Source organism: Actinomadura scrupuli (genome assembly GCF_050971785.1).
GTDB classification, from domain to species: domain Bacteria; phylum Actinomycetota; class Actinomycetes; order Streptosporangiales; family Streptosporangiaceae; genus Actinomadura_E; species Actinomadura_E scrupuli.
This window is the reverse complement of the sequence record NZ_JBPCCU010000002.1, coordinates 1126945-1148007: the sequence shown is the minus strand read 5'-3', so window position 1 is coordinate 1148007 and position 21063 is coordinate 1126945. Positions and strand designations below refer to the sequence as shown.

The window sequence follows — 21063 nt, the reverse complement described above, 5'->3', positions numbered from 1 at the left end:
CCTCCAAACCACCCGCACCGAGCCGACCACCCCGCCCCAGCGACACCGAACCGGAGAGGTCCATGCCCGCCGACCCCTCGGCCATCGCCGCCCACGCCACGACCCTGCACACCGATTCCGGCTCGCTCGCCGCATGCGCCGCGCGGCTGGGCGACATCGCCCGCGGCCTGGCGGAGACCGCCGCCGCACCCGCCTGGCTCGAGGACGTGCTGCACGGCCACGTCACCCGCTGCCTCGCCGCCTCCGCGGACCTGGCCACGGCCGCCGCCCGGCTCGAGGAGCACGGCCGCGCCGTCGCCCTGCCTCCCGCTCCCTGACCCGACGACGAGAGGACCGTCATCGTGCACAACCTGCCATCGGCCACTCCCTCCGAAATGACCGCCGCGGGCGCCCTGACCCCCGGCGCGGGCACCAGGGTCGACCCGGACCTGGTCGCCGCCGTGGAAGAGTCCACCGAGCGGACCGCCTCCCCCAAACGCGTCCTGATCATCGGCGCGGGGATGGCCGGGCTGGTCGCCGCCTACGAGCTCGCCCGGCAGGGCCATGACCCGATCCTGCTGGAGGCGCAGAGCCGGGTCGGCGGCCGCGTCCACACCCTGCGGAGCTTCGCCCCCGGCCTGTACGCCGAGGCGGGAGCGATGCGCATTCCCCGGGTGCACGACCTCACGCTGGCGTACTGCCGCAGGTTCGGGCTGCGGCTACGGCCGTTCACCATGGACAATCCCGACTCCCTGGTCTACATCCAGGGGCGCCGGCTGACCATGCGGGAGCTCAACGCGCACCCGGACCGGCTCGACTTCGACCTGGCCGCTCACGAGCGCGGACGGACCTACAACGATCTGTGGGGCACCGCCACCGAGGAGATCCGGGAGCTCTACCGGCAGGAGGGCGAGTTCGCCCTCGACCGGCTCTGCGCGGAGTACGACCGCTACTCCATCCGGAGCTTCCTGCAGGAGCGCGGGTTCTCACCGGGCGCCATCGAGCTCTACGGGATCATGAGCTTCCGGGAGTCCAACCTCAACGCCGCCGTGATCGAGCAGTTCCGGGAGATCATCGGGCGGGCGTTCGAGGACATGCAGGAGATCGTCGGCGGTGCGGACCAGCTCCCCCGGGCCTTCTACCAGGAGATCTCGGACCGGGTACGGCTCGGCCACGAGGTGCACGCCATCGAGCAGAACGACGAAGAGGTCGTGCTGCACGTACGCACCGCCGCCGGGCGCACCCGGCTGAGGGCCGACTACGCGATCTGCACCATCCCGTTCTCGGTGCTGCGCGACATCGAGGTGATCCCCGCCTTCTCCCGGCCCAAGCAACGGGCGATCCGGGAGCTCAACTACAACGCCTCGACCAAGATCCTTTTTCAGGTGCGCGAGCGCTTCTGGGAGCGGACCGACGGGATCGTCGGCGGCACCACGGTCACCGATCTGCCGATCCGGCGGATCTGCTATCCCTCCTACTCCGATCCGGACGAGCGGCGGGCCGTGCTGCTGGCCAGCTACACCTGGGGTCAGGACGCGCTGCGCTGGGGAGCGATGAGCCCCGAGCGCCGCATCGAGCAGGCCCTCGAGGACGTCGCCAAGATTCATCCCCAGATCCGTGAGGTGTTCGAGTTCGGCGCCAGCCACGCCTGGTACGACGATCCCTTCGCGGCGGGAGCCTTCGCGCTCTTCGAGCCGCATCAGCAGACCGCCCTGCACGCGCACATCCTCGAGCCCGAGGGGCGCGTCCACTTCGCCGGCGAGCACTGCTCCCTCTGGCACGCCTGGATAGAGGGGGCACTCGAATCCGGGCTCCGCGCCGCCCACGCCGTCCACCGGGCACCGGCTCCGGCACCTACATCCGACCCGCATGTTCCCGTGCCCCGCGTCGGCAGCGATCGACCCGGCGCCTCGCCCGGCGAGTCCGGCACTCACACTCACTGACCCGCGAGGTCACCGATGTCAGAACAGGGGGCACCCATGGATTTTCTCGAGGAGTACGACGCGGCGGCCGCCGAGGGGCCGGCGCGCCAAGGTGCTCTGCTGGCCCAGTGGCTCACCACCGACCGGCGGGCGTTCTACGCCCGGCTCTGCAGGGACCGGCCCGTCCTGGTCACCCCTTTCGGGGTCTTCGTCACCCGGTTCGCCGACGTCACCGAGGTGCTGTCGCGGAGCGAGGTGTTCACGGTCCGCGCGTACGCGCCGATGATGGACGTGGTGCTGGACGGGCCCTTCATCCTGTCCCGGGACGGCCGTGAGCACCGGGCGGAGCGGGGCGTGGCGCAGGCGGTCCTGCTGCCGCACGACGCGCAGCACGTACGGGAACTGGCCGGCGGGTTCGCCGACGCCGCGCTGGACGGCCTGCTGGAGCGGGCCCGAGCCCGCGGCGAGGACCGGATCGATCTCGTCAGGGACTTCGCCCGGCGCGTTCCGCTGAAGATCTGCGGTGCCTATCTCGGCTTCCCCGGCCCGGACGAGGAGAGCATGACCCGCTGGTCCCAGGCCAGCCAGATCGCGATCTTCCGGAACCCGCGGCGCGATCCGGAGCCGAACGCCGCGGCGGCCGCCGCCGGGAAGGAGATGCGCGCCTACCTGGCCGGGCTGATCGCCGAACGCCGCGCGTCCCTCCAGGACCGGCCCGAGGAGGTGCCCCAGGACGTCCTCGGCAGGCTGCTGCGCCTGTGCCCGCCCGCTGAGCTGTCCTTCGACGATCACCGGGTGGCGGCCAATCTCGCCGGGATGCTCATCGGCTATCTCGAGAACACCGCGCAGTCGGTGGTCCAGGTGATCGAGCAGCTCATGCTGCGCCCCGGCGTCCGCCGCGAGGCGGAGCGGGCGGCGGCCGACGACCCGGCGCTGTTCGACCGCTACGTCTGGGAGGCCCTCCGGCTGAACCCGTTCGCGGCGTACGTCTTCCGGCTGTGCGAGGAGACCTACACGCTCGCGTCCGGCACCCCCCGGGAGACGGTCATCCCGGCCGGCACGGTCGTCATGGCCTGCCATCCCGCCGCCATGTCCGACCCGGCCGTGGTGCCCGAGCCCGACGCCTTCCGGATCGACCGGCCCGCCTTCGCCTACCTGCACTTCGGCCACGGGGTGCACGACTGCGTGGGCGGCTACGCCGGCGCGGCGACCATCACGGAGATGGTCCGGCGGGTCCTTCTCCGCCCGGAGCTCCAGTTGCTGCCCCCACCCGACGGAGCCATCGGCTTCGACGGCACGGCGTTCCCCACCCGGTTCGCCCTCGCCGTCGGCTCGTCCGCCGGCCGGCGCCAGGAGGCCCTGACATGACCACGGAGACCAGGGAGCCGGGCACCGCGACGGACCACCGCGGACGGCGGGACACCTCCCGCGACGGCCTGCGCAACCGGCTGGAGGCGTACGCGCTCGGCCACGGCGAGCCGATCTGGCGGGCCCTGCAAGGCCATCCGTCGGTGCGGCGGGCGGCCAACCGGGCACTGATCAACAGCGGTGTCCGCAAGATGCCCGCCCGCCCCAATCCGCTCAGCACGATGAGCGCCTACACCTCGTGGGCCTCGCTGATCGACCGGACCTACTCCTCCCGGCACCTGCCGCCGGTCCCCGACCAGGAGAGCGGCCGGCCCGGCGTCGACGAGGTCGCGAAGCTGTTCGCCCGGGAGGGCCGGACCAAGCTCTGTCCCCGGTCCACGGTGCTCTTCCCCGCCTTCGCCCAGTGGTTCACCGACGGCTTCCTGCGCGGCGAGACCAGGGACGGACGCGATCCGCGCCGCACGCTGTCCCCCCATGAGATCGACCTGTGCCAGCTGTACGGGCTCGACGACGAGGTCACCGCCTGCCTGCGCACCTTCTCCGGCGGCCGGCTCAAGAGCCGGCTGATCAACGGCGCGGAGTTCCCGCCCGCGCTGTGCGAGCACGGAGCCGTCAAGCCGGAGTTCTCCGCCCTGTCGGTCGCGCACTTCGACCAGGTGCCGGCCGACCGGCGCGACGACCTGTTCGCGGCCGGGAGCGACCGGGCCAACTCCAACCTCGGGCCGATGATGATGAACGTGCTCTTCCTCCGGGAGCACAACCGCATCGCCGGAGAGCTGGCCGAAGGCCACCCCCGCTGGGACGACGAGCGGATCTTCCAGACCACCCGCAACATCCTGATCGTGATGCTGATCAGGATCGTGCTGGAGGAGTACATCAACCACATCACGCCGTACCACTTCCGCTTCGTCCTGGACCACCGGATCGCGGCCACGGCCCGGTGGAACCGGCAGAACTGGGCGTCCGTGGAGTTCAACCTGCTCTACCGGTGGCACGGCCTGGTGCCCTCGACGGTGCTGGTGGGCGGGCGGCCGGTCCCGCTGGCGGAGACCCTGCACAACGGGCGGATGCTGGTCGAGCGCGGTCTCGGCCCGGCCATGGCCGACGCCTCGGCCCAGCCCGCAGGCCGGATCGGCCTGTTCAACACCGATCCGGTCCTCCTGCCGGTCGAGACCGCGAGCCTGGCCGAGGGCCGGGCGGTGCAGCTGGCCTCCTACAACGACTACCGCGCCTACTGCGGCTTCCCGCGGGTGACCGACGTCGGCCAGATCTCCGGGGACCCGCAGGTCCAGGAAGGACTGCGGGCCACCTACCGGAGCGTGGCGGACATCGAGCTGTACACCGGGCTCTTCGCCGAGGAACCTCGCGAGGGCGGGGTCCTCGGACGGCTCCTCGGCCGGATCGTCACGGTCGACGCGCTCTCGCAGGCCCTCACCAATCCGCTGCTGGCGCCCCGGATCTTCACCCCGGAGACCTTCTCCCCGATCGGCATGCGCATCCTGCGCGGCACCCGCTGCCTCTCCGACGTCCTGCACCGCAACATCCCCGAGGATCCCGGGCGGTACGACATCGCGATGGGCCGCGGCGGCAAGCACGCGCCGCGGGCAGGGAGATCCTCGTGACCCCCTCGGTGCCGGAGACCCGGGTGGCGGAGTTCCAGCCGCCCGGCATGGTGCCGGCCACGACCGGACGCCGGATCGGCTTCCTGATCACACTGCTGGTGCTGCCCGTGCTCGCCCTGGCCGCCGCGGTCCCGGCGCTGTGGCAGTGGGGCCTCGGCTGGCACGACGTGGTGATCGCGGTGCTGATGTACCTCCTCAGCATCTTCGGGATCACCATCGGATACCACCGCTACTTCACCCATCGGGCCTTCAAGTGCGGCAGGCGACTGCGGATCGCCCTGGCCGTCGTCGGCGGCGTCGCGCTGGAGGGACCGGTCACGCTGTGGGTGGCCGAGCACCGGCGGCACCACAAGTTCGCGGACCGTCCCGGCGACCCGCATTCGCCGTGGCGGTTCGGGGACAGCGGGTTCGCGCTGCTCAAGGGCCTGCTCTGGGCCCAGATCGGCTGGTTCTTCGCCGCCCGGTACCGTTCCGACCGCGAGCACTGGGCACCCGACCTCCTCGCCGATCCGGCGATCCGGCGGCTCGACGCCCTCTACCCGCTGATCGCGGCAGGGTCCCTGCTGCTGCCCGCCGTGATCGGCGGTCTGTGGGCGCTCTCGTGGCACGGCGCGCTGACCGCCCTGTTCTGGGGCGGGTTCGTCCGCTACGCCGTCGTGCACCATGTCACCTGGTCGGTGAACTCCATCGCGCACACCTTCGGCGAGCAGCACTTCGTGACCCGGGACCAGTCCCGCGACGTGCGCTGGGTGGCCCTGCTCACCCTGGGCGAGGGGTGGCACAACTGGCACCACGCGGATCCGACCTCCGCCCGGCACGGAGTCCTCAAGGGGCAGCTCGATCCCAGTGCCCGCCTGATCCGGGTGCTGGAGCGGCTCGGCTGGGTCCACGACGTACGCTGGCCCGACCCCCGCCGCATCGCCGCCCGCCGGGCCGGGTGACCACCCCACCGGCCGCCCGGGCAGGCGTCCGCAGGCCGGCGGGGACGGTAGCGCGTGCCCGCCAAGCGGACCTCACCCGCGCTCGGCCGGTGAACCCCGCCGAGAACCTTCGGCAGTGTCGATTTTCCGGCGCCGTTCTCCCTCACCACGGCGTGCACCTCACCGGGCCGGATGTCGCCGTGTTCCGTGAATGAAGTCAGGAGTCCGGTGGCCACGGGCTGGCTCTAGGCTGTCCAGCGAGAGGCAGGTACGAGCACTCCCGTGGACGGTTCTCACTCGGTGGACATCAGGCAGGTCGCGCAGCGGGCGGGTGTCTCACCCGGAACGGTGTCGAACGTGCTCAACCGGCCGGAGCGGGTCGCCGCCGCCACCCGGGTTCGGGTCCTCGATGCCATTCGGGAGCTTGGATTCGTCCGCAACGCCTCCGCGTCGAGCCTGCGCGCCGGGCAGAGCCGCACCGTCGGATTGATGATCCTGGATTTGGGAAATCCGTTCTTCACCGACATGGCCCGAGGCGTCGAGGACGCTCTCAGCGAACGTGGGTACGCGGTCATTCTGTGCAGCTCGAACACCTCTCGAGAACGCGAGAGGCGCAACCTCCTGATGCTCGCCGAACAGCAGGTGCGCGGCGTTCTGGTCACCCCGGTGAGCGACGATCCCGCCCCCTTGGACGTTCTGCGCGAGCGGGGGGTCGCCACCGTGATGCTGGACCATCCCGCGACGCAGTCCGACCAGTGCTCGGTGACCGTTGACGACGTGGCCGGCGGCCGGCTCGCCATGGGTCATCTGCTGGAGAACGGTGCGCGGGACGTGGCGTATGTGAGCGGCCAGTTGTCCATCCGGCAGTGCATGGACCGGCTCACCGGCGCACGGCAGGCGGTGGCGGCCGTGGGAACCGGCACGCTCCGCGAGATCGTCGTTCCCGCGATGACCGCACGGGCCGGGCAGGAGGCGGCCGAGACGTTGCTCGGCGAGCTACCGGAAGCGATCTTCTGCGCGAACGACCTGCTGGCCCTGGGGATGCTTCGTACGCTCATCCAGCGAGACGTACGCGTCCCCAAGGACGTCGCCTTGATCGGATATGACGACATCGAGTTCACCGCCGCGGCGGCGGTGCCGCTCAGTTCGATACGGCAGCCGACCTATCAACTCGGCCGGATCGCCGCCGAACTGCTGCTCGACGAGTGCGACAGCCCCGGGGGACACGCCCACCAGCAGATCATGTTCCAGCCGGAACTGATCGTCCGGGAGTCCACGCCCTCCTGACGACCGAGCTTTCAGTTGTCGTGGGCCGGGCTGAGCGCCGCGGCGTGGTCCCGGACGAAGTCGGCGATATCGCGCGGGGGGTGGCCGAGAAGGTCGGCGACCGTATCGGTGGTGAAGTCGCCCCAGCCGGAGACGTACGCCTGCGCGTACTCCTCGACCATGTCGGCGATCCATTTCGGAACGCCGTAGCCGAGTAGTGTCTTCCGCTTGGTGTCGTCGCTTACCGGCAGGTACGTGATGGGCCTGCCGAGAGCGAGACTCAATTGATCGGCGACGTCCTCAAAGGTCAGCGAGCGCGGGCCGGTGAGGGTGTACGTCCGGCCGTGGTGGCGGTCGGGGTCGTCGAGGAGCACACGGGCGGCGCACTCGGCGATGTCGCGTACGTCGATCATGCCGATGCGCGCCGCGGCCATGTTCAGCGAGAAGGTGCCGGTGGCGGAGATGTCGCGCGCCTCGTTCAGCAGGTTCTGCATGAACCAGAGTGGACGCAGGATCGTCCAGCGCACGCCGCACCGTTCGGTCTCCCGGTCGGACAGCGCGTGCAGCCTGCCGCTGCGGTTCGGTGCGTCGTGTGCCGCGCCGACGACGGACAAGCGCACGATGCGCTCCACACCGGCTTGGCGTGCTGCCCAGACGGCGTTCATGTTGTTCTCCGGAGCGCGCGGGCCGTTCGGGGTGAGCAGCCACACGTCCTGCACGCCCTCGAAGGCGGGCGGCAGCGACCGGGCGTCGTCGAGGTCACCGACGAAGACCTCGGCGTTCTGCTCGCGCGGGCCGTCCGCTTTGGACTCTTCGCGGACGAGAGCACGAAGGTTCACATCGGCCCCTCGCAGCGCACTCATGAGTGCGGTGGACACGGTTCCGGTGGCTCCGGTGATCAGCACGGTGCGCGACACGCTCATTCTCCCTGGGCTCTTTGGATCAGTTGGTCGAGGTGGCCGGTGCGGGGTCATGGCCTTGGTGAACCGAGGGCTTCGCCGCGGCCCGGTCGATGGTGATGCGCTCCAGGACCCAGAGCGCGACGGTCCCGGCCGCGAGGATGGCGCCCAGGGTGCACACGCCGGTCCAGCCGCCGTGCGCCCAGGCCACCGAAGTCAGCGCGGAGCCCGCCGCGCCGCCGGCGAAGAAGGAGGTCGTGAAGGCGGAGTTGATCCGGTTGCGGGCCTCCGGCCGGAGCGCGTAGATGACGTTCTGGTTGCTGTTGAGCACCGCCTTGTGCGCCAGGTCCAGCACGATCACGCCGACGAGCAGCCAGACCAGCGAGTGCGCCCCCACAGCGATCGCCGGCCAGGACGCCACCAGCAGGACGGTCCCGGCGCCGGTCACGATCTGTACGTGCCCGCGGTCGGCCAGCCGCCCCGTTACCGAGGCGGTCAGCGCACCCGCGGCGCCGACCAGGCTGAACAGTCCGACAGCCGACTCCGACCAGCCGTACGGCGACCGCACCAGCAGGAAGGTCAGCGCCGTCCACAGGACGCTGAACGAAGCCATGCTCAAGGCGGCGATACCCGCCCGCCACCGCAGCAGCGGCTCGTACCGGAACATCGCCACCGTGGAGCGCAGCAGACCAGCGTAGGACAGGCGTGCCCGGTCGCCGCCGAGCCGAGGCAGGAAGACACGCAGCAGCACGGCCATCAGCGCCATCAGAGCCGCGTTGACCCAGTAGACCGTCCGCCAGCCGCCCAGCTCCGACAACGCTCCGGACGCGGTGCGCGCCAGCAACGCACCGAGCAGCAGCCCGGTCATCACCGTGCCGACCACCCGGCCACGCTCGGCCGGGGCCGCCAGCGTCACCGCGAACGGCACCACGACCTGCGCTCCCACCGAGGTCAGCGCGGTCAGGGCCGTACTGGCCAGGAGCACGGTGCCGTTGGCCGCGGTGGCCGACACCAGCAGGAACACCGCGGTCACCGCGTAGAGGGACACGGTAAGCCGCCGCCGCTCCACGAGGTCACCGAGCGGCACCAGCAGGATCAGCCCCAGTGCGTACCCGCCCTGCGCGGCCGTCACCGTCAGCGCCGCCAGCGAGGGCCCAAGCCTCAGTTCCCGGCCGATCAGGTCAAGCAGCGGCTGCGTGAAGTAGTTGCCCGCGACCGCCAGCCCGGTCGCCACCGACATGAGCAGGAGCAGCCCGCGCGACATACCGCGGTCCGGGTGAAGTCTCGTCGCCGTCATGCGCCCAGCCTCGGCGATGGACGATCAATGAGTCCAACACATGTTTGTCATCCGAACAATCGTGTATCACGATTGATTCATGGAGCTTCAGCAGATGCGTTACGTCGTCGCGGTCGCGGAGACGAGCAACTTCACCCGCGCCGCCGAGCAGTGCCTTGTCGTCCAGTCCGCGCTGAGCCACCAGATCGCCCGGCTGGAACGTGAGCTGGGCGCCAAGCTTTTCGCCCGCACCAGCCGCCGCGTCCGGTTGACCCCGGCCGGCGAGGCGTTTCTCCCCGCTGCACGGCAGGCACTCGACGCCGCCGAGCGGGCCCGCGCCGAGGTGGCTGCCGCCGCCGGTGAGATCCGCGGCCGGCTCGCCATCGGCGCCATCTCCACCGTCGCCGCAGTCGATCTTCCAGCTGTGCTGAAACAATTCCGCCTGCGCCATCGAGCGGTACGGATCAGCCTCCGCTCGGGTCCCAGCGAGGAGCTGATCGAACGGGTGCGGCAGGGCACTCTGGACGCCGCCTTCCTGGGGCTTCCACTGGGCGTACGACCCCAGGGCGTCCGCGGCCGCGAACTGGCGCGCGGTGACTTCGTCGCCGTGGTGGCGCCCGACCACCCGCTGGCGGGCGAGGAACACGTGGACCTGCGCCGGCTGGCGGACGAACCCTTCGTCGACTTCCCCGCAGGCACCGCCGGGCGGACCTATGCGGACGCGGCCTTCGCAGCGGCCGGACTGCGGCGCGAGGTCGCCTTCGAAGTGACGTCCGCTGACTTCATGGCTCGCCTGATCCGGCAGGGCCTGGGGATCGGGATGCTGCCCGCCGCCTTCGCGTCCGAACTCCCCGACCTGCCCATCGTCCGGCTTCGTGACACTCCGACCCGCATAGAGCATCTCATCTGGAGTCGCTTCCAGCCCTCACCCGCTGCCGCGGCCTTCCTGTCCGCGCTGGGGATCTCGGCAGCGGACCCGAGCCCATCAGCATGATCTGAGGACCGGCCACCGCACGTTGAACCGTCTGTCGGCTCGGCCCAGGCATGGGCCACCAATGGCGTTCGATTCCACGGGCGAACCACGGACGAACGATCGAAAGGCCGGTCCCAGACTCTGGGAACCGGCCTCTGACCTGCTACTTCTTGGTAGCGGGGGTAGGATTTGAACCTACGACCTCTGGGTTATGAGCCCAGCGAGCTACCGAACTGCTCCACCCCGCGGCGATGCCCCAACTGTAAGGGGCCCGGCACCCTTAGGCAAATCCGTTGCCGCACGGTGCCGGGCCCCCACGCTCAGCTCTTGGGGGTCGCGGTCGGCGTCGCCGACGGCGTGGCCGGGGGCGACGAGGTGGCCGGGGTGGGTGAGGCCGCCGGCTGCTTCGCCGCGGCCTGCTGGGCCTTGTTCAGCTGGTCCAGCGCTGCCTGCAGCCGCTTCTGGGCCTCGCCGTACGCCGCCCAGTCCTGCTTCTTCAGGGCCTCCTGGCCTTCGGTGAAGGCCTTGCCCGCGGCGTCGATGGCCTTGCGGACCTGCTCGGAGAGAGCGCCGGTCCCGGCGCCGGCCGGCGGGCTGCCGTTCGGCGGCGGCGCGGCCGTGCCACCGCCCTTGAGGACTTGGTCGAGGGCCTCCTGGAACGTCGGCGCGAACCCGATGGTGTCACCGAACGACACCAGCACCCGTTTCAGCAGCGGGTAGGTCTCGCCGTTGGAGGCCTGCACGTACACCGGCTCCACGTAGAGGAACCCGCCGCCCAGCGGCAGCGTGAGCAGGTTGCCGAAACGTACCTGTGAGCCCTTGCCCGCCAGCAGGGTGAGCTGCTGGGAGGCCGTCGGATTGTTCTGGAAGGTGTTCTGCACCTGGCCGGGCCCCGCGATCACCTGGCCGCGCGGCACCTGCAGGATGCGGATCTGACCGTACGTCGGGCTGGTGGGCACGCTGTCCACGGCCATGTACGAGGCCAGGTTGGGCCGGCCCTTGGGCACGAACGTCGAGGTCAGCGAGAACGCCGCGGCGGACTGCTCGGGCATCTTGACGCTCAGGTAGTACGGCGGCTCGGTGAACCCCTCCTTGGTGGGGTCGTCCGGGATCTGCCAGAAGTCCTGCCCGCTGTAGAAGGCCTGCGGGTTGGTGACGTGGTAACGCGACAGGACGCGGCGCTGCACCTTGAACAGGTCCTCGGGGTAGCGCAGGTGCGCCAGCAGCTCGGGGCTGATGGCCGACTTGGGCTTGACCGTGCCGGGGAAGACCTTCTCCCAGGTCCGCAGGACCGGGTCGGACTCGTCCCACTTGTAGAGGTTGACGGTGCCGTCGTAGGCGTCCACGGTCGCCTTGACCGAGTTGCGGATGTAGTTGATGCGGTCGCTGGACTGCGCGGCGACCGAGGGGCGCACCGTGTTGGTGTCCCTGGTCGCGTCCGCGAGGCTGGTCCGCTCGGAGTACGGGTAGCCGTCCGAGGTGGTGTAGCCGTCGACGATCCAGACCATCCGGCCGCCGACGACCGCCGGGTAGATGTTGCCGTCCACGGTGAGCCACGGGGCGGCCTTCTCCACGCGCTCCCGCGGCGTACGGTCATAAAGGATCTTGGACTGGGAGTTGATCGCCCCGGAGAGCAGGAGGTTCTTCTCCCTGAACTTCAGCGAGTACAGCATCCGGTTGAGGAAGGAGCCCAGCGGCACGCCGCCCCGGCCCGCGTAGGCGTTGTTGGCCTGACCCGACGGGCTCTTGTCGTCGGGGTAGTCCAGCTCACGCGCCCTCGCCCCGCCGACGATCGAGTAGTACGTCGACCGCTCCCCGAAGTAGACCCTCGGCTGGGTGATGTTGAGCGCGCCCTTGGGCGGAATTCCGCCCTCGCTGAAGATCGGGGCGCCCTGCGAGTCGACCTGGTTGCCCGGCGCGCCGACGAAGCCGAAGCCGTGCGTGTAGACCAGATGCGAGTTGATCCAGTTGGCGTCGCCCTGCGGCGGGCCCCCGAGCTCGCGGACGGCCACGACCGAGTCGCGCAGCGCCCCGCCGTCGATCGGATACCGGTCGATGTCCACCGGGTCGGCGAACTTGTAGAAGCCCCTGATCTGCTGGAGCTGCTGGTAGGTGGCGGAGACGACGGCGGGGTCCAGCAGCCGGACGTTGGGCAGGGTCGTGGTGTCGTCCTTGACCTGCTCCGGGGACAGCTGGGTGGAGGCGTTGTACTCGCTGACCTTGGCGCCCGCCACGCCGTAGGCGTCCCGGGTGGCGACGATGTTGCGGCCGATGTACGGAGTCTCCTTGTCGACCTCGTTCGGGCGCACCTGGAACTGCTGGATGAGCAGCGGGTAGACCCCGCCGACCAGGATCGCCGACAGCACCAGCAGGGCCAGGCCCACACCGGGCAGCGTCATCCCCCGCCGCACGATGTTCACCAGGAACAGTGCGGCGCAGATCAACGCGATCACGGCGAGGATGGTCTTGGCCGGGAGCACGGCGTTGACGTCGGTGTAGGACGGCCCGGTCACCACGCCGCGTTCGGACTGCGCCAGACCCCACCGGTCGAACCAGTAGCCGACGGCCTTCAGCAGCACGAACACCCCGACCAGCACCGACAGGTGGGCCCGCGCGGGCGGGCTGGCCTTGTCACCGGGGCCCTGCAGCCGCAGGCCGCCGTACAGGTAGTGGACGACCAGCGAGACCAGCACCGAAAGGATCACCGTGGCGAAGATGTAGCCCAGGATCAGCCGCAGGAACGGGTAGGTGAAGACGAAGAACGAGATGTCCTTGTGGAACTGCGGATCCTTCACCCCGAAGGACGTGCGGTTCATGAAGGCGAGCCAGATCCGCCACTGCCCCGAGGCCGACGAACCGGTGAGCAGCGCCAGCAGCGCGAGCAGGCCGCCGCCGATCAGCCTCCGGTGCGGATCGATGACCGAGCGATACCGCTCCAGTCCCTGCTGCTCGACCGACAGCGGCCGGTACGCGGGCCGCAGCCGGTAGGCGGTCACCATGTTGGCGCCCACCACGATGGCCATCAGGATCCCGGCGCCGATGAACAGCAGCACCTTCGTCCGCAGCTGGGTGGTGTAGACCGACGAGAAGCCGAGGGAGCGATACCACAGCAGATCGGTCCAGATGGCGGTGAACACCAGGAAGAGCACGAGGAGAACCGCGAGCACCACCAGCGTGGGTATGAGCACCCGTGATCGGCCGGCGCCTAGACGGCGTCCGAAACCAGGAGTCCGGAAGGTCAACTCTCCACCTCGTTCTTCGCAAGCTGGTGCTTCCTGTGCAACTTACCGAGCATGCCGTCAGTTCCCGGCGTTAGCCGGGCCGATTGCCTGGAAAGATGATGGCGTGACCCACTTGGAAGAAGTCGTACGGGATCTCGAGCGGCACACGGCCGAGGAGGGCTGGGACGCGCCGCCCCGCCTGTACGCACTGGTCGAGAGCACTGAACTGCGCCGCCAGGAGCCCGGACTGGCCGAACAGCTCGGGCTCTCCGCCGACACCGACACGATCGCGGCACTGGAACAGCCGCCGCTGCCCGAGGCGGTCTCCATCGAGGACGCCCTGGCCACGATCGTCTGGCCGGAGGCCGTCACCGGCTGCGCGCTGGTCGTCGAGCGGGTCGTGCTGCCGCCGGAGGTCGAGGAGCAGATGCCCGAGGACGACGGCGAGGCACTGGCCTGGCTGGCCGAGCATCCGCTCCGCGAGGACGTACGGATGGTGGTCGGGGTGCTGCGGGACGGCAGCCGGCACTCGGCGCTCCGGCTCCGCAAGCACGACTCGGCCGACGAGGTGCTCTCCGAGGCCGATCTGGTCCCGGCATTGGCCGACGCCCTCGCGGCCACCCTCGAACCCGAGACGGAGCACTGACCGGCCCGGGCGGCCCTCATGATCGCGGGCAGGCGGGCAGCGAGCCCTGGCCGGTGCGCAGGGCGTCCAGCGACTTGATCGCGCTGTCGAGGGTGTCGGCCCGGACCAGCCGCAGCCCCTTGGGCACGGTGGCCACCGCGTCCTTGCAGTTGTCCGCGGGGGTGAAGAAGATCGTCGCCCCGGCGTTGCGGGCGCCGATCAGCTTCTGCTGGATGCCGCCGATCGGGCCGACCTTGCCGTCGGGGGTGATGGTGCCGGTCCCGGCGATGAACTTGCCGGCGGTGAGGCTGCCGGGCGTGAGCTTGTCGTAGATGCCCAGTGAGAACATCAGGCCCGCGCTGGGCCCGCCGACGTCCCCCACGCTGATCTTGACGGTGAACGGGAAGGTGTAGTCGTCCCGGAGGATCACGCCCATCACGGCCCGGGTCGGATCGCCCGGCGCGGCCACGGTCTTGATCTCGACCGGCTGCTGCTTGGAGGCGCGGTCGATCACCAGCTTCACCGTGTCGCCCGGCTTGTGCTTCTTCATGATCGTGGTGACCGAGGTCATGTCGGCCGCCTTGGCCCCGTCGATCGAGATGATCTTGTCGTCCGGGCGCAGCAGGCCGTCCGCGGGCAGGCCCTTGGTCACCGAGCCGATCGCGGTGACGGTGGTCACCGGCACCTTGAGCTGCTTCAGCGCCGCCGCGATGGCGTCCTGCTGGGAGCTGCGCATCTGCTGGGTGTTCTCCTGCTCGACCTTCTGCGCGCTCTCGTCCTTGGGGAAGATCGCCTCCTGCGGCACCACCGAGGTCGAGTCGTTGAGCCAGCCGCGCAGGGCGGTGAGCAGGCCGAGCGGCTGGGCCGGGCCGCCCTGGTAGGAGACCGTGGTGAAGTTGAGATGGCCCTCGTCGTCATAGACGGGGTGACCCTGGATCTGGATCAGCGGGGTCTTCTTGTCCGAGGTGGTGCCCAGCGTGTTGGTCGTGGGTCCCGGATTCAGCGCGACGTACGGCACCGGCATGAGGGAACCGACCGCGCCCAGCACCAGGATGAGCACGCTGACGACGACGAGGGTCAGGCCACGACGAGACATGGGTCCGAGCGTAATCCGTTCTCAGCAGGCTCCGACCCACTCTGTGTCACCATCGGCGAAGACTTGGTGTTTCCAGATCGGCACCTGCGCCTTGAGATCATCGATCAGCCGCCGGCAGGCCTCGAAGGCCTCGCCCCGGTGCGGGCAGGCCGCGGCGACGACCACCGCCAGGTCACCGATCTCCAGGTCCCCCACCCGGTGGACGGCGGCGAGGGCCTTGATCGGGAAGTCGGCCACGATCTTGTCCATCACCGCGCGGAGCTCCCGCTCGACGCTCGGATGGGCGCTGTAGGAGAGCCGGGTCACCGGCCGGTCGTGGTCCTGCTCGCGGACGGTCCCGACGAACAGCGCGGTGCCGCCCGCGCCCGGATCACCCACGGCCCGCAGCACCTCGTCGACCGACAGCGGAGTGTCGCGGATCCCGACCAGCCGAATGACGTCCACCCGAAAGAATCTACCCGGCCGCCACAAGGCCGTGTCCACGGGACCGGAAGGGCGGTCAGCCCCGGCGCTTGCGCCGCGCCCGCACGACGGCGGCCGCGCCGATCACGGCGGCGGTGGCCCCCGCGGCGGTCGCCATCGTCGCCTCCTTGCCGCCCAGCCTGCGGCCCGCGACGGCGTACCGGCCGGCGGTCTCCTCGAGGAGAGCGGTGAGCACGGCGGCGTTGTCGTGCGACGGCTTCCAGCCGGCCGCGCGCAGCGACGCGCAGTCCAGCACCCAGGGGTAGACGACATAGTGCAGCTCGGCCGCCGGCGCCGGGGTGATGCCCAGCCGGTAGAGCCGCTCCGCGGTGCCGAAGGTGACCGCGGCGGGCAGCTCGAGCCTGCGCTTGCCGGTGATCTGCTCGACCTCCTGCTGCTGGAGCCAGCCGTCGCTGCCGACGGCCACCGCGGAGAACCGGTCGTACGGGGCCTCGCCCGCCGCTCCGGAGACCTTGCCGAGGACCACCAGCTCCAGCGCCGACACCAGGTCGTCGACATGGCAGAACTGCCAGCGCGGGGAGGACCCCCGGACGCCCAGCAGCCGGGGCGACTCGAAATGCCGGCTCACGATCGTGTCCATGCCCGGCCCGACCAGCGCGGCGGGCCGTACCGCCGTGACCTTCATGCCCGGGTGGCTCAGCGGCGCGATCTGGGCAAGATCCTCGATCTCCAGGAAGTCGCCGATGAGGCTGGCGTTGCGCTCGGCGCGCAGCGGAGCGTCCTCGGGCAGGGGCACCGTGTTCTCCGGGGACGCGCCGTAGACCGCGGCGCTGGTGACGAGGACCACGTGCCGGACCCGGGCGGCGCCCGCGGCGGTCAGGACGGTCTGCGCGCCCCGCACGTTGCGGGTCCGGCGCTCCCGGGGGTCGGCCTCCGGGGACCGCTCGACGTCGAGGTGGACGATCACGTCCACGTCGGCGAGCCGGCCGGACAGCAGCGGATCTCGTACGTCGACGACGCGCCAGGTCACCCCGGGCACGTCCCCTCGATGATCGTCGAGCGCGACCACTTTGCGGATCTGCCCCGACTGGGCGAGCCTGATGGCCAGGGCACGTCCGGCTCCCGTCGCGGCGCCGGTGACGGCGACGACGGGACCCGTGCTACGCCGAGCGCGAATACTCACAGCCGAGTCATCCCCCCTTTGGCAGGACCGACTAACGTGAGCGTATGACCCATCTTCCGGCCTGTGGTCACCACCATGAGTAACACACCTTTCGGCTTCGGGCGCCCCAGCGACGAGGGCGACGACAAACCCGGTCAGCCCAACGACCCCTTCGCCGCCATGGGCGGCGACATGGGGCAGTTCGCGGACATGCTGCACCGCTTCGCCGACATGCTCGGCAGCCAGGGCGGTGCGGGCGAGGGCCCGCTCAACTGGGACCTCGCCAAGAACATCGCCCGGCACACGGTCACCGAGCAGGGCGATCCGTCGATCGTCAGCGCCGAACGCCGGCAGGTGGAGGACGCGCTGCGGCTGGCCGACCTGTGGCTCGACGAGGGCACCACCCTGCCCGCGGGCATCCGGACGCCCCAGGCGTGGAGCCGGTCGGAGTGGATCGAGAACACGCTCCCCGTCTGGTCCACGGTCTGCGACCCGATCGCGGCCCGCATGGTCGACTCCATGGGCGGTGCGCTGGGCGGCGGTGACCTGCCGCAGGAGATGCAGGCCATGACCGGCCCGCTGCTGGGCATGATCCGGCAGATGGCGGGCGCGATGGTGGGCGGCCAGGCCGGTCAGGCGCTGGGCACCCTCGCCCGTGACGTCGTCGGCTCCACCGACGTGGGCCTGCCGTTGGCGCCCGAGGGCGTCGGCGCCCTGCTGCCCGCCGGGGTCACCGCCTTCGGGGCCGGGCTGGAGATCCCGGAGGACGAGGTACGGCTGTATCTCGCGCTGCGGGAGGCCGCGCACCAGCGGCTGTTCGCCCACGTGCCGTGGTTGCGGTCGCACCTGCTGGGCGCCGTCGAGGACTACTCCCGCGGCATCACCGTCGACCTGAGCGGCATCGAGCAGGCCGTCGCGGGCCTGGACCTCAGCGACCCGGAGGCCCTGCAGCAGGCGCTCGGCGGGGAGCTGCAGCTTCAGCCCGAGGAGACCCCCCAGCAGAAGGCCGCGCTCACCCGGCTGGAGACCGCGCTCGCGCTGGTGGAGGGCTGGGTCGACACGGTGGTCAACTCCGTCGCCGAGGGCCGGCTGCCCGAGGCGGCCAGGCTCGCCGAGGCCGTACGCCGCCGCCGTGCCACCGGAGGGCCCGCGGAGCAGACGTTCGCCACGCTGGTCGGGCTGGAGCTGCGGCCCCGCCGGCTGCGTGAGGCCGGTGCGCTCTGGCGGGCGCTGACCGACGTCCGGGGGCAGGACGGCCGCGACGCGGTCTGGGAGCACCCCGACCTGATGCCCACGGCGGGTGACCTCGACGATCCCGAGTCGTTCGTCCACGAGAAGCCGTCCGACCTGGACCTCTCCCAGCTCACCGAGGGCCCGGACGCCCCCTCCGGAGACGCCCCCGAGGACGGCTCCGGAGACGGCTCCGGAGACAAGGGCAAGGACGACCCCGCATGATCCCTTCCCCCAGCCGCGCCCGGGTCGCCGGGCGCCGACGGATTGCATGATCACCAACGCGAACGACACGTTGCACGCGGACGCGGTGCGGGTGCTCACGAGGTGGCGGGCCCCCGACGCCGACCAGGAGCGCGCCCGCCGGGAGTTCCTGGAGCATCTCGCCGCCCATCCCGACGGCATGTGGCGGGAGTGCGCGGCCGGGCACATCACCGCCAGCACGGTGGTGCTGGACGAGTCCCGCGCACGGGTGCTGCTGACCCTGCACAGCAAGGTGAAGGCGTGGCTGCAGCTCGGCGGTCACTGTGAGCCCGCCGACGTGAGCCTGTCCCAGGCCGCGCTGCGGGAGGCCACCGAGGAGTCCGGCATCGCCGGGCTGCGGTTGCTGCCCGGCCCGCTCCAGATCGACCGGCATTTCGTGCGCTGCCATCCGGAGGGCTCCTACCACCTGGACGTGCAGTACGCGGCGATAGCCCCCGCCGGAGCCCGTCACCAGATCAGCGACGAGTCCGAGGACCTGCGCTGGTTCGAGATCGGCGCGCTTCCGGTGCCGACGGACGAGGCCCTGCGGCGCCTCGTCGGCAGGGCGACCGGCCGATGACCCTGGGCACGGTCGTGCTGACCGGGGCGGCCGGCCGGATCGGCACGCTGCTCCGGCCGCTGCTGCGCACGGACACCGCCCGGCTGGTGCTCGTGGACCGGGTGCCGCTGACCGCCGAGACACCGGCCGAGGACGTCCGGCGCTCGGAGCTCACCGGACCCGCCGAGATCGCGGCGCTCGTCGGGGGAGCCGACGGGATCGTGCATCTGGCCGGGGTCTCGGACGAGGCGCCGCTGGCGGAACTCCTCGAAGGCAACGTGCTCGGCACCCACCACGTGCTGGAGGCCGCTCGCCGCACCGGCGTACGGCGGGTGGTCCTGGCCAGCAGCAACCGGCTCACCGGCTGCTACCCCGTCACCCAGCGCGTCTCGCCGGAGATGCCCCCGCGGCCGGACGGCCTGTACGGGGTGAGCAAGGTGGCCGTGGAGGCCCTCGGCCGGCTGTACGCCGAGAAGTTCGGCCTGGAGGTGGTCTGCCTGCGCATCGGCAGCTTCGAGGCGGAACCCACCCAGCCCCGGCATCTCGCCACCTGGCTGAGCCCGCGTGACTGCGCCGGTTTCGTACGGGCCGCGCTCACCGCCCCGCTGACCGGCTTCCACGCCGTGTACGCGATCTCCGGCAACACCAGGCGGTTCTGGAGCCTGGACGACACCGTCGGCTACCGTCCCCTCGACGACGCCGAGGCGTACGCCGACCGGATCCCGGACGCCGACGAGTTCTTCGCCGCCGGCGGACCGCAGGGCGGTGCCTTCGCCAGCCGCGAGTTCACCCTCCGCCACATCGAACCCTGACCCACGCCCATCACCCCCGCGCCCACCCGCACCCAGGGATTGCATGATCACGGAGGGGTGGAGGGTACGGGTGCGAGACGTCCGGGCTCAGCCGCCGAGCAGCACCCGGGTGTTGTCCCAGCCCTCCAGGCCGGGATCGAGCAGCGCCACGTCGGCGGGCCGGCGCAGCCGGTGCCAGCCCGGGCCCGACTGGACCAGGCCGGGGCGGGGAGCGGCGGCGCGCAGCAGCGCGAAGGCGTCCGGGGTGTCGAGATCCACGGTCGCCAGCGCGGTGCGCAGCCAGTCCGGGAGCGGCAGCCAGACCGCCAGGGCCACCAGGCCGCTGTCGGCGGGGCAGGCCGCCGCCGGTGCGTGGCTCAGCGCGCGGAACAGCTTGCCGATGAGGAGCGGCGGCAGATCGGGGGCGTCCGCCGCGATGATCGCCGCCTGCTCGGCCCCCAGCCGGTGCAGCCCGGTGAAGGCCTCCGCCAGCCCCTCGGCCGGCACGATCGGTGTCCCCGGCCAGGTGATCGATTCGAGCTCCGGAGGGACCGGAGGGGCCGCGACCAGGGCGGGGGTCACCAGGTCGAGGCCCGCGGCGACCTCGTAGGTGTCCTCCAGGAGGGCGAGCCGGAACTCGGCCGGATCGATGCCCGGCGGGCTCGCGTGCCCGGTCGGGTCGGCCAGCACCGCCACGAAGCGGCTCGTCACCCGGCGACCTCGTGCTGAAGCTCGCCGTCTGCCTGAGGCCCGTCCTCACCCAGCGCGTCGTCGTCCCCGGCCTGCAGCTCGTGATCGGCCGGTAGGTGCATCGCGGCCGCGACCCCCTCGAGGTAGCCGCGGGCGCGCTCGGCCTTGGGATATCCGGCCACGAGCTCCCAGAACCGGGGACCGTGACCGGGGACGAGCAGATGTGCCAGCTCATGGACGAGGACGTAGTCGGTCACCCAGCTCGGCATGCCGCGCAGCCGGGTGGAGAGCCTGATCGTCCCATCGTCCGGCGTGCATGACCCCCAGCGGCTGCGCTGGTTGTCCACCCACCGGACACTCGCCGGCTCCGGGTGCCCGGGCAGATAGCGGCGCGACAGGTCGCGGGCCCGCTCCAGAAGGGCCTCGTCGCTGGGGCGTCTGCGGCGCTCCCGCTCGGCGAGCCGTTCGAGGATCGTGGCGACCCATTGCTCTTCCTCGGCCTGGGTCAGACGGGAGGGCACCAGGACGACGGTCTTGTCACCGTCGCGGTAGGCGGAAACGGTCCGTCTGCGTCGGGCGCTGCGGCGGACCTCGACGTTGGGGGGCACGGCAAGAACCGTACCGAAAAATTTGCTTTCTCCACAGGGGGTAGATCGTATTTCACCAGGTCAGCTCGGATTTTTTAGGTTCTCCCCAGAACTTTCCACAGGCCCCGGCCCGGTTTTCCACAGATACGGGCCGCGCTTCCACCCCGCCCGCCTCCTCGTCCACAGGAGCCGTCTCACTCCTCGGACACCC

Annotated in this window: 19 protein-coding genes, 1 tRNA gene and 1 pseudogene; 11 read left to right on the top strand and 10 right to left on the bottom strand. The window is 71.0% G+C overall.

All coding sequences use genetic code 11. The annotated features are described in order from the left end of the window. Positions 1 to 62 precede the first annotated feature (62 nt). From ACRYCC_RS13025 to ACRYCC_RS13005, 5 genes are read left to right on the top strand one after another with little or no spacing between them, the layout of a single operon-like run. The gene (locus ACRYCC_RS13025) at positions 63 to 317 is read left to right on the top strand and encodes a hypothetical protein (protein WP_433811634.1); all 255 of its coding nucleotides are present in this window, start codon (positions 63 to 65) and stop codon (positions 315 to 317) included. Positions 318 to 341: 24 nt separating this feature from the next. Next, positions 342 to 1922, top strand: coding sequence for a flavin monoamine oxidase family protein (locus ACRYCC_RS13020; RefSeq protein ID WP_433811632.1), 1581 nt, complete (start codon positions 342 to 344; stop codon positions 1920 to 1922). A gap of 36 nt (positions 1923 to 1958) precedes the next feature. Beyond that, positions 1959 to 3269, top strand: a complete 1311-nt coding sequence (locus ACRYCC_RS13015; protein WP_433811630.1) for a cytochrome P450 — start codon at positions 1959 to 1961, stop codon at positions 3267 to 3269. Then, positions 3266 to 4891, top strand: a complete 1626-nt coding sequence (locus ACRYCC_RS13010) for a peroxidase family protein (RefSeq protein ID WP_433811628.1) — start codon at positions 3266 to 3268, stop codon at positions 4889 to 4891. Before ACRYCC_RS13015 ends, ACRYCC_RS13010 begins: the two co-directional genes overlap by 4 nt. A gap of 47 nt (positions 4892 to 4938) precedes the next feature. Then, on the top strand, positions 4939 to 5832 hold the full coding sequence (locus tag ACRYCC_RS13005) for an acyl-CoA desaturase (RefSeq protein ID WP_433812166.1): 894 nt from the start codon (positions 4939 to 4941) through the stop codon (positions 5830 to 5832). A gap of 101 nt (positions 5833 to 5933) precedes the next feature. On the opposite strand, the pseudogene ACRYCC_RS13000 reads toward ACRYCC_RS13005, so the two are convergent. After that, positions 5934 to 5978, bottom strand: a pseudogene (locus ACRYCC_RS13000) (hypothetical protein); the annotation flags it as partial. A 115-nt stretch (positions 5979 to 6093) separates the two neighbouring features. Here ACRYCC_RS13000 and ACRYCC_RS12995 point away from each other — a divergent pair. Continuing rightward, positions 6094 to 7098, top strand: a complete 1005-nt coding sequence (locus ACRYCC_RS12995) for a LacI family DNA-binding transcriptional regulator (RefSeq protein ID WP_433811626.1) — start codon at positions 6094 to 6096, stop codon at positions 7096 to 7098. A gap of 11 nt (positions 7099 to 7109) precedes the next feature. Here ACRYCC_RS12995 and ACRYCC_RS12990 read toward each other — a convergent pair whose 3' ends face one another. Both ACRYCC_RS12990 and ACRYCC_RS12985 read right to left on the bottom strand, forming a co-directional pair. Continuing rightward, positions 7110 to 7994, bottom strand: a complete 885-nt coding sequence (locus ACRYCC_RS12990) for an SDR family oxidoreductase (protein ID WP_433811624.1) — start codon at positions 7992 to 7994, stop codon at positions 7110 to 7112. Between the two features lie 25 nt (positions 7995 to 8019). Continuing rightward, complete coding sequence (locus tag ACRYCC_RS12985; RefSeq protein WP_433811622.1) at positions 8020 to 9273, bottom strand: MFS transporter; 1254 nt, start codon at positions 9271 to 9273, stop codon at positions 8020 to 8022. Positions 9274 to 9352: 79 nt separating this feature from the next. Between ACRYCC_RS12985 and ACRYCC_RS12980 the strand changes: the two genes are divergently transcribed. Next, positions 9353 to 10246, top strand: a complete 894-nt coding sequence (locus ACRYCC_RS12980) for a LysR substrate-binding domain-containing protein (protein ID WP_433811620.1) — start codon at positions 9353 to 9355, stop codon at positions 10244 to 10246. Between the two features lie 150 nt (positions 10247 to 10396). Here the strand turns inward: ACRYCC_RS12980 and ACRYCC_RS12975 are convergent. Both ACRYCC_RS12975 and ACRYCC_RS12970 read right to left on the bottom strand, forming a co-directional pair. Next, positions 10397 to 10473 (bottom strand) — tRNA-Met (locus tag ACRYCC_RS12975). A 72-nt stretch (positions 10474 to 10545) separates the two neighbouring features. Continuing rightward, entirely contained in the window at positions 10546 to 13413 is a 2868-nt protein-coding gene (locus tag ACRYCC_RS12970; RefSeq protein WP_433811618.1) for a UPF0182 family membrane protein, read from the bottom strand. Positions 13414 to 13570: 157 nt separating this feature from the next. Here ACRYCC_RS12970 and ACRYCC_RS12965 point away from each other — a divergent pair, with 157 nt between their 5' ends. Next, on the top strand, positions 13571 to 14092 hold the full coding sequence (locus tag ACRYCC_RS12965) for a PPA1309 family protein (protein WP_433811616.1): 522 nt from the start codon (positions 13571 to 13573) through the stop codon (positions 14090 to 14092). A gap of 16 nt (positions 14093 to 14108) precedes the next feature. Here the strand turns inward: ACRYCC_RS12965 and ACRYCC_RS12960 are convergent, their stop codons facing one another. Genes ACRYCC_RS12960 through ACRYCC_RS12950 form a run of 3 tightly spaced genes read right to left on the bottom strand, consistent with a single transcriptional unit; the run spans position 14109 to position 16773 of the window. Next, the gene (locus ACRYCC_RS12960; RefSeq protein WP_433811614.1) at positions 14109 to 15167 is read right to left on the bottom strand and encodes a YlbL family protein; all 1059 of its coding nucleotides are present in this window, start codon (positions 15165 to 15167) and stop codon (positions 14109 to 14111) included. A 21-nt stretch (positions 15168 to 15188) separates the two neighbouring features. Further along, the gene (locus tag ACRYCC_RS12955) at positions 15189 to 15611 is read right to left on the bottom strand and encodes a molybdenum cofactor biosynthesis protein MoaE (RefSeq protein WP_433811612.1); all 423 of its coding nucleotides are present in this window, start codon (positions 15609 to 15611) and stop codon (positions 15189 to 15191) included. 55 nt (positions 15612 to 15666) lie between these two features. Continuing rightward, positions 15667 to 16773 (bottom strand): NAD-dependent epimerase/dehydratase family protein, encoded by a 1107-nt coding sequence (locus tag ACRYCC_RS12950; protein WP_433811611.1) that lies wholly within the window; start codon positions 16771 to 16773, stop codon positions 15667 to 15669. Between the two features lie 75 nt (positions 16774 to 16848). Between ACRYCC_RS12950 and ACRYCC_RS12945 the strand changes: the two genes are divergently transcribed. From ACRYCC_RS12945 to ACRYCC_RS12935, 3 genes are read left to right on the top strand one after another with little or no spacing between them, the layout of a single operon-like run. Beyond that, positions 16849 to 18207: a zinc-dependent metalloprotease gene (locus ACRYCC_RS12945; RefSeq protein WP_433811610.1), complete on the top strand. Its 1359-nt coding sequence runs from the start codon at positions 16849 to 16851 to the stop codon at positions 18205 to 18207. A gap of 46 nt (positions 18208 to 18253) precedes the next feature. Then, positions 18254 to 18805 (top strand): NUDIX hydrolase, encoded by a 552-nt coding sequence (locus tag ACRYCC_RS12940; RefSeq protein ID WP_433811608.1) that lies wholly within the window; start codon positions 18254 to 18256, stop codon positions 18803 to 18805. Continuing rightward, entirely contained in the window at positions 18802 to 19596 is a 795-nt protein-coding gene (locus ACRYCC_RS12935; RefSeq protein ID WP_433811606.1) for an NAD-dependent epimerase/dehydratase family protein, read from the top strand. Before ACRYCC_RS12940 ends, ACRYCC_RS12935 begins: the two co-directional genes overlap by 4 nt. 87 nt (positions 19597 to 19683) lie before the next feature. Here ACRYCC_RS12935 and ACRYCC_RS12930 read toward each other — a convergent pair whose 3' ends face one another. Beyond that, positions 19684 to 20286, bottom strand: a complete 603-nt coding sequence (locus tag ACRYCC_RS12930; RefSeq protein ID WP_433811604.1) for a DUF2064 domain-containing protein — start codon at positions 20284 to 20286, stop codon at positions 19684 to 19686. Further along, positions 20283 to 20873, bottom strand: coding sequence for a M48 metallopeptidase family protein (locus ACRYCC_RS12925; RefSeq protein ID WP_433811602.1), 591 nt, complete (start codon positions 20871 to 20873; stop codon positions 20283 to 20285). The genes ACRYCC_RS12930 and ACRYCC_RS12925 overlap by 4 nt, the downstream gene beginning before the upstream one ends. Between the last annotated feature and the right edge of the window lie 190 nt (positions 20874 to 21063).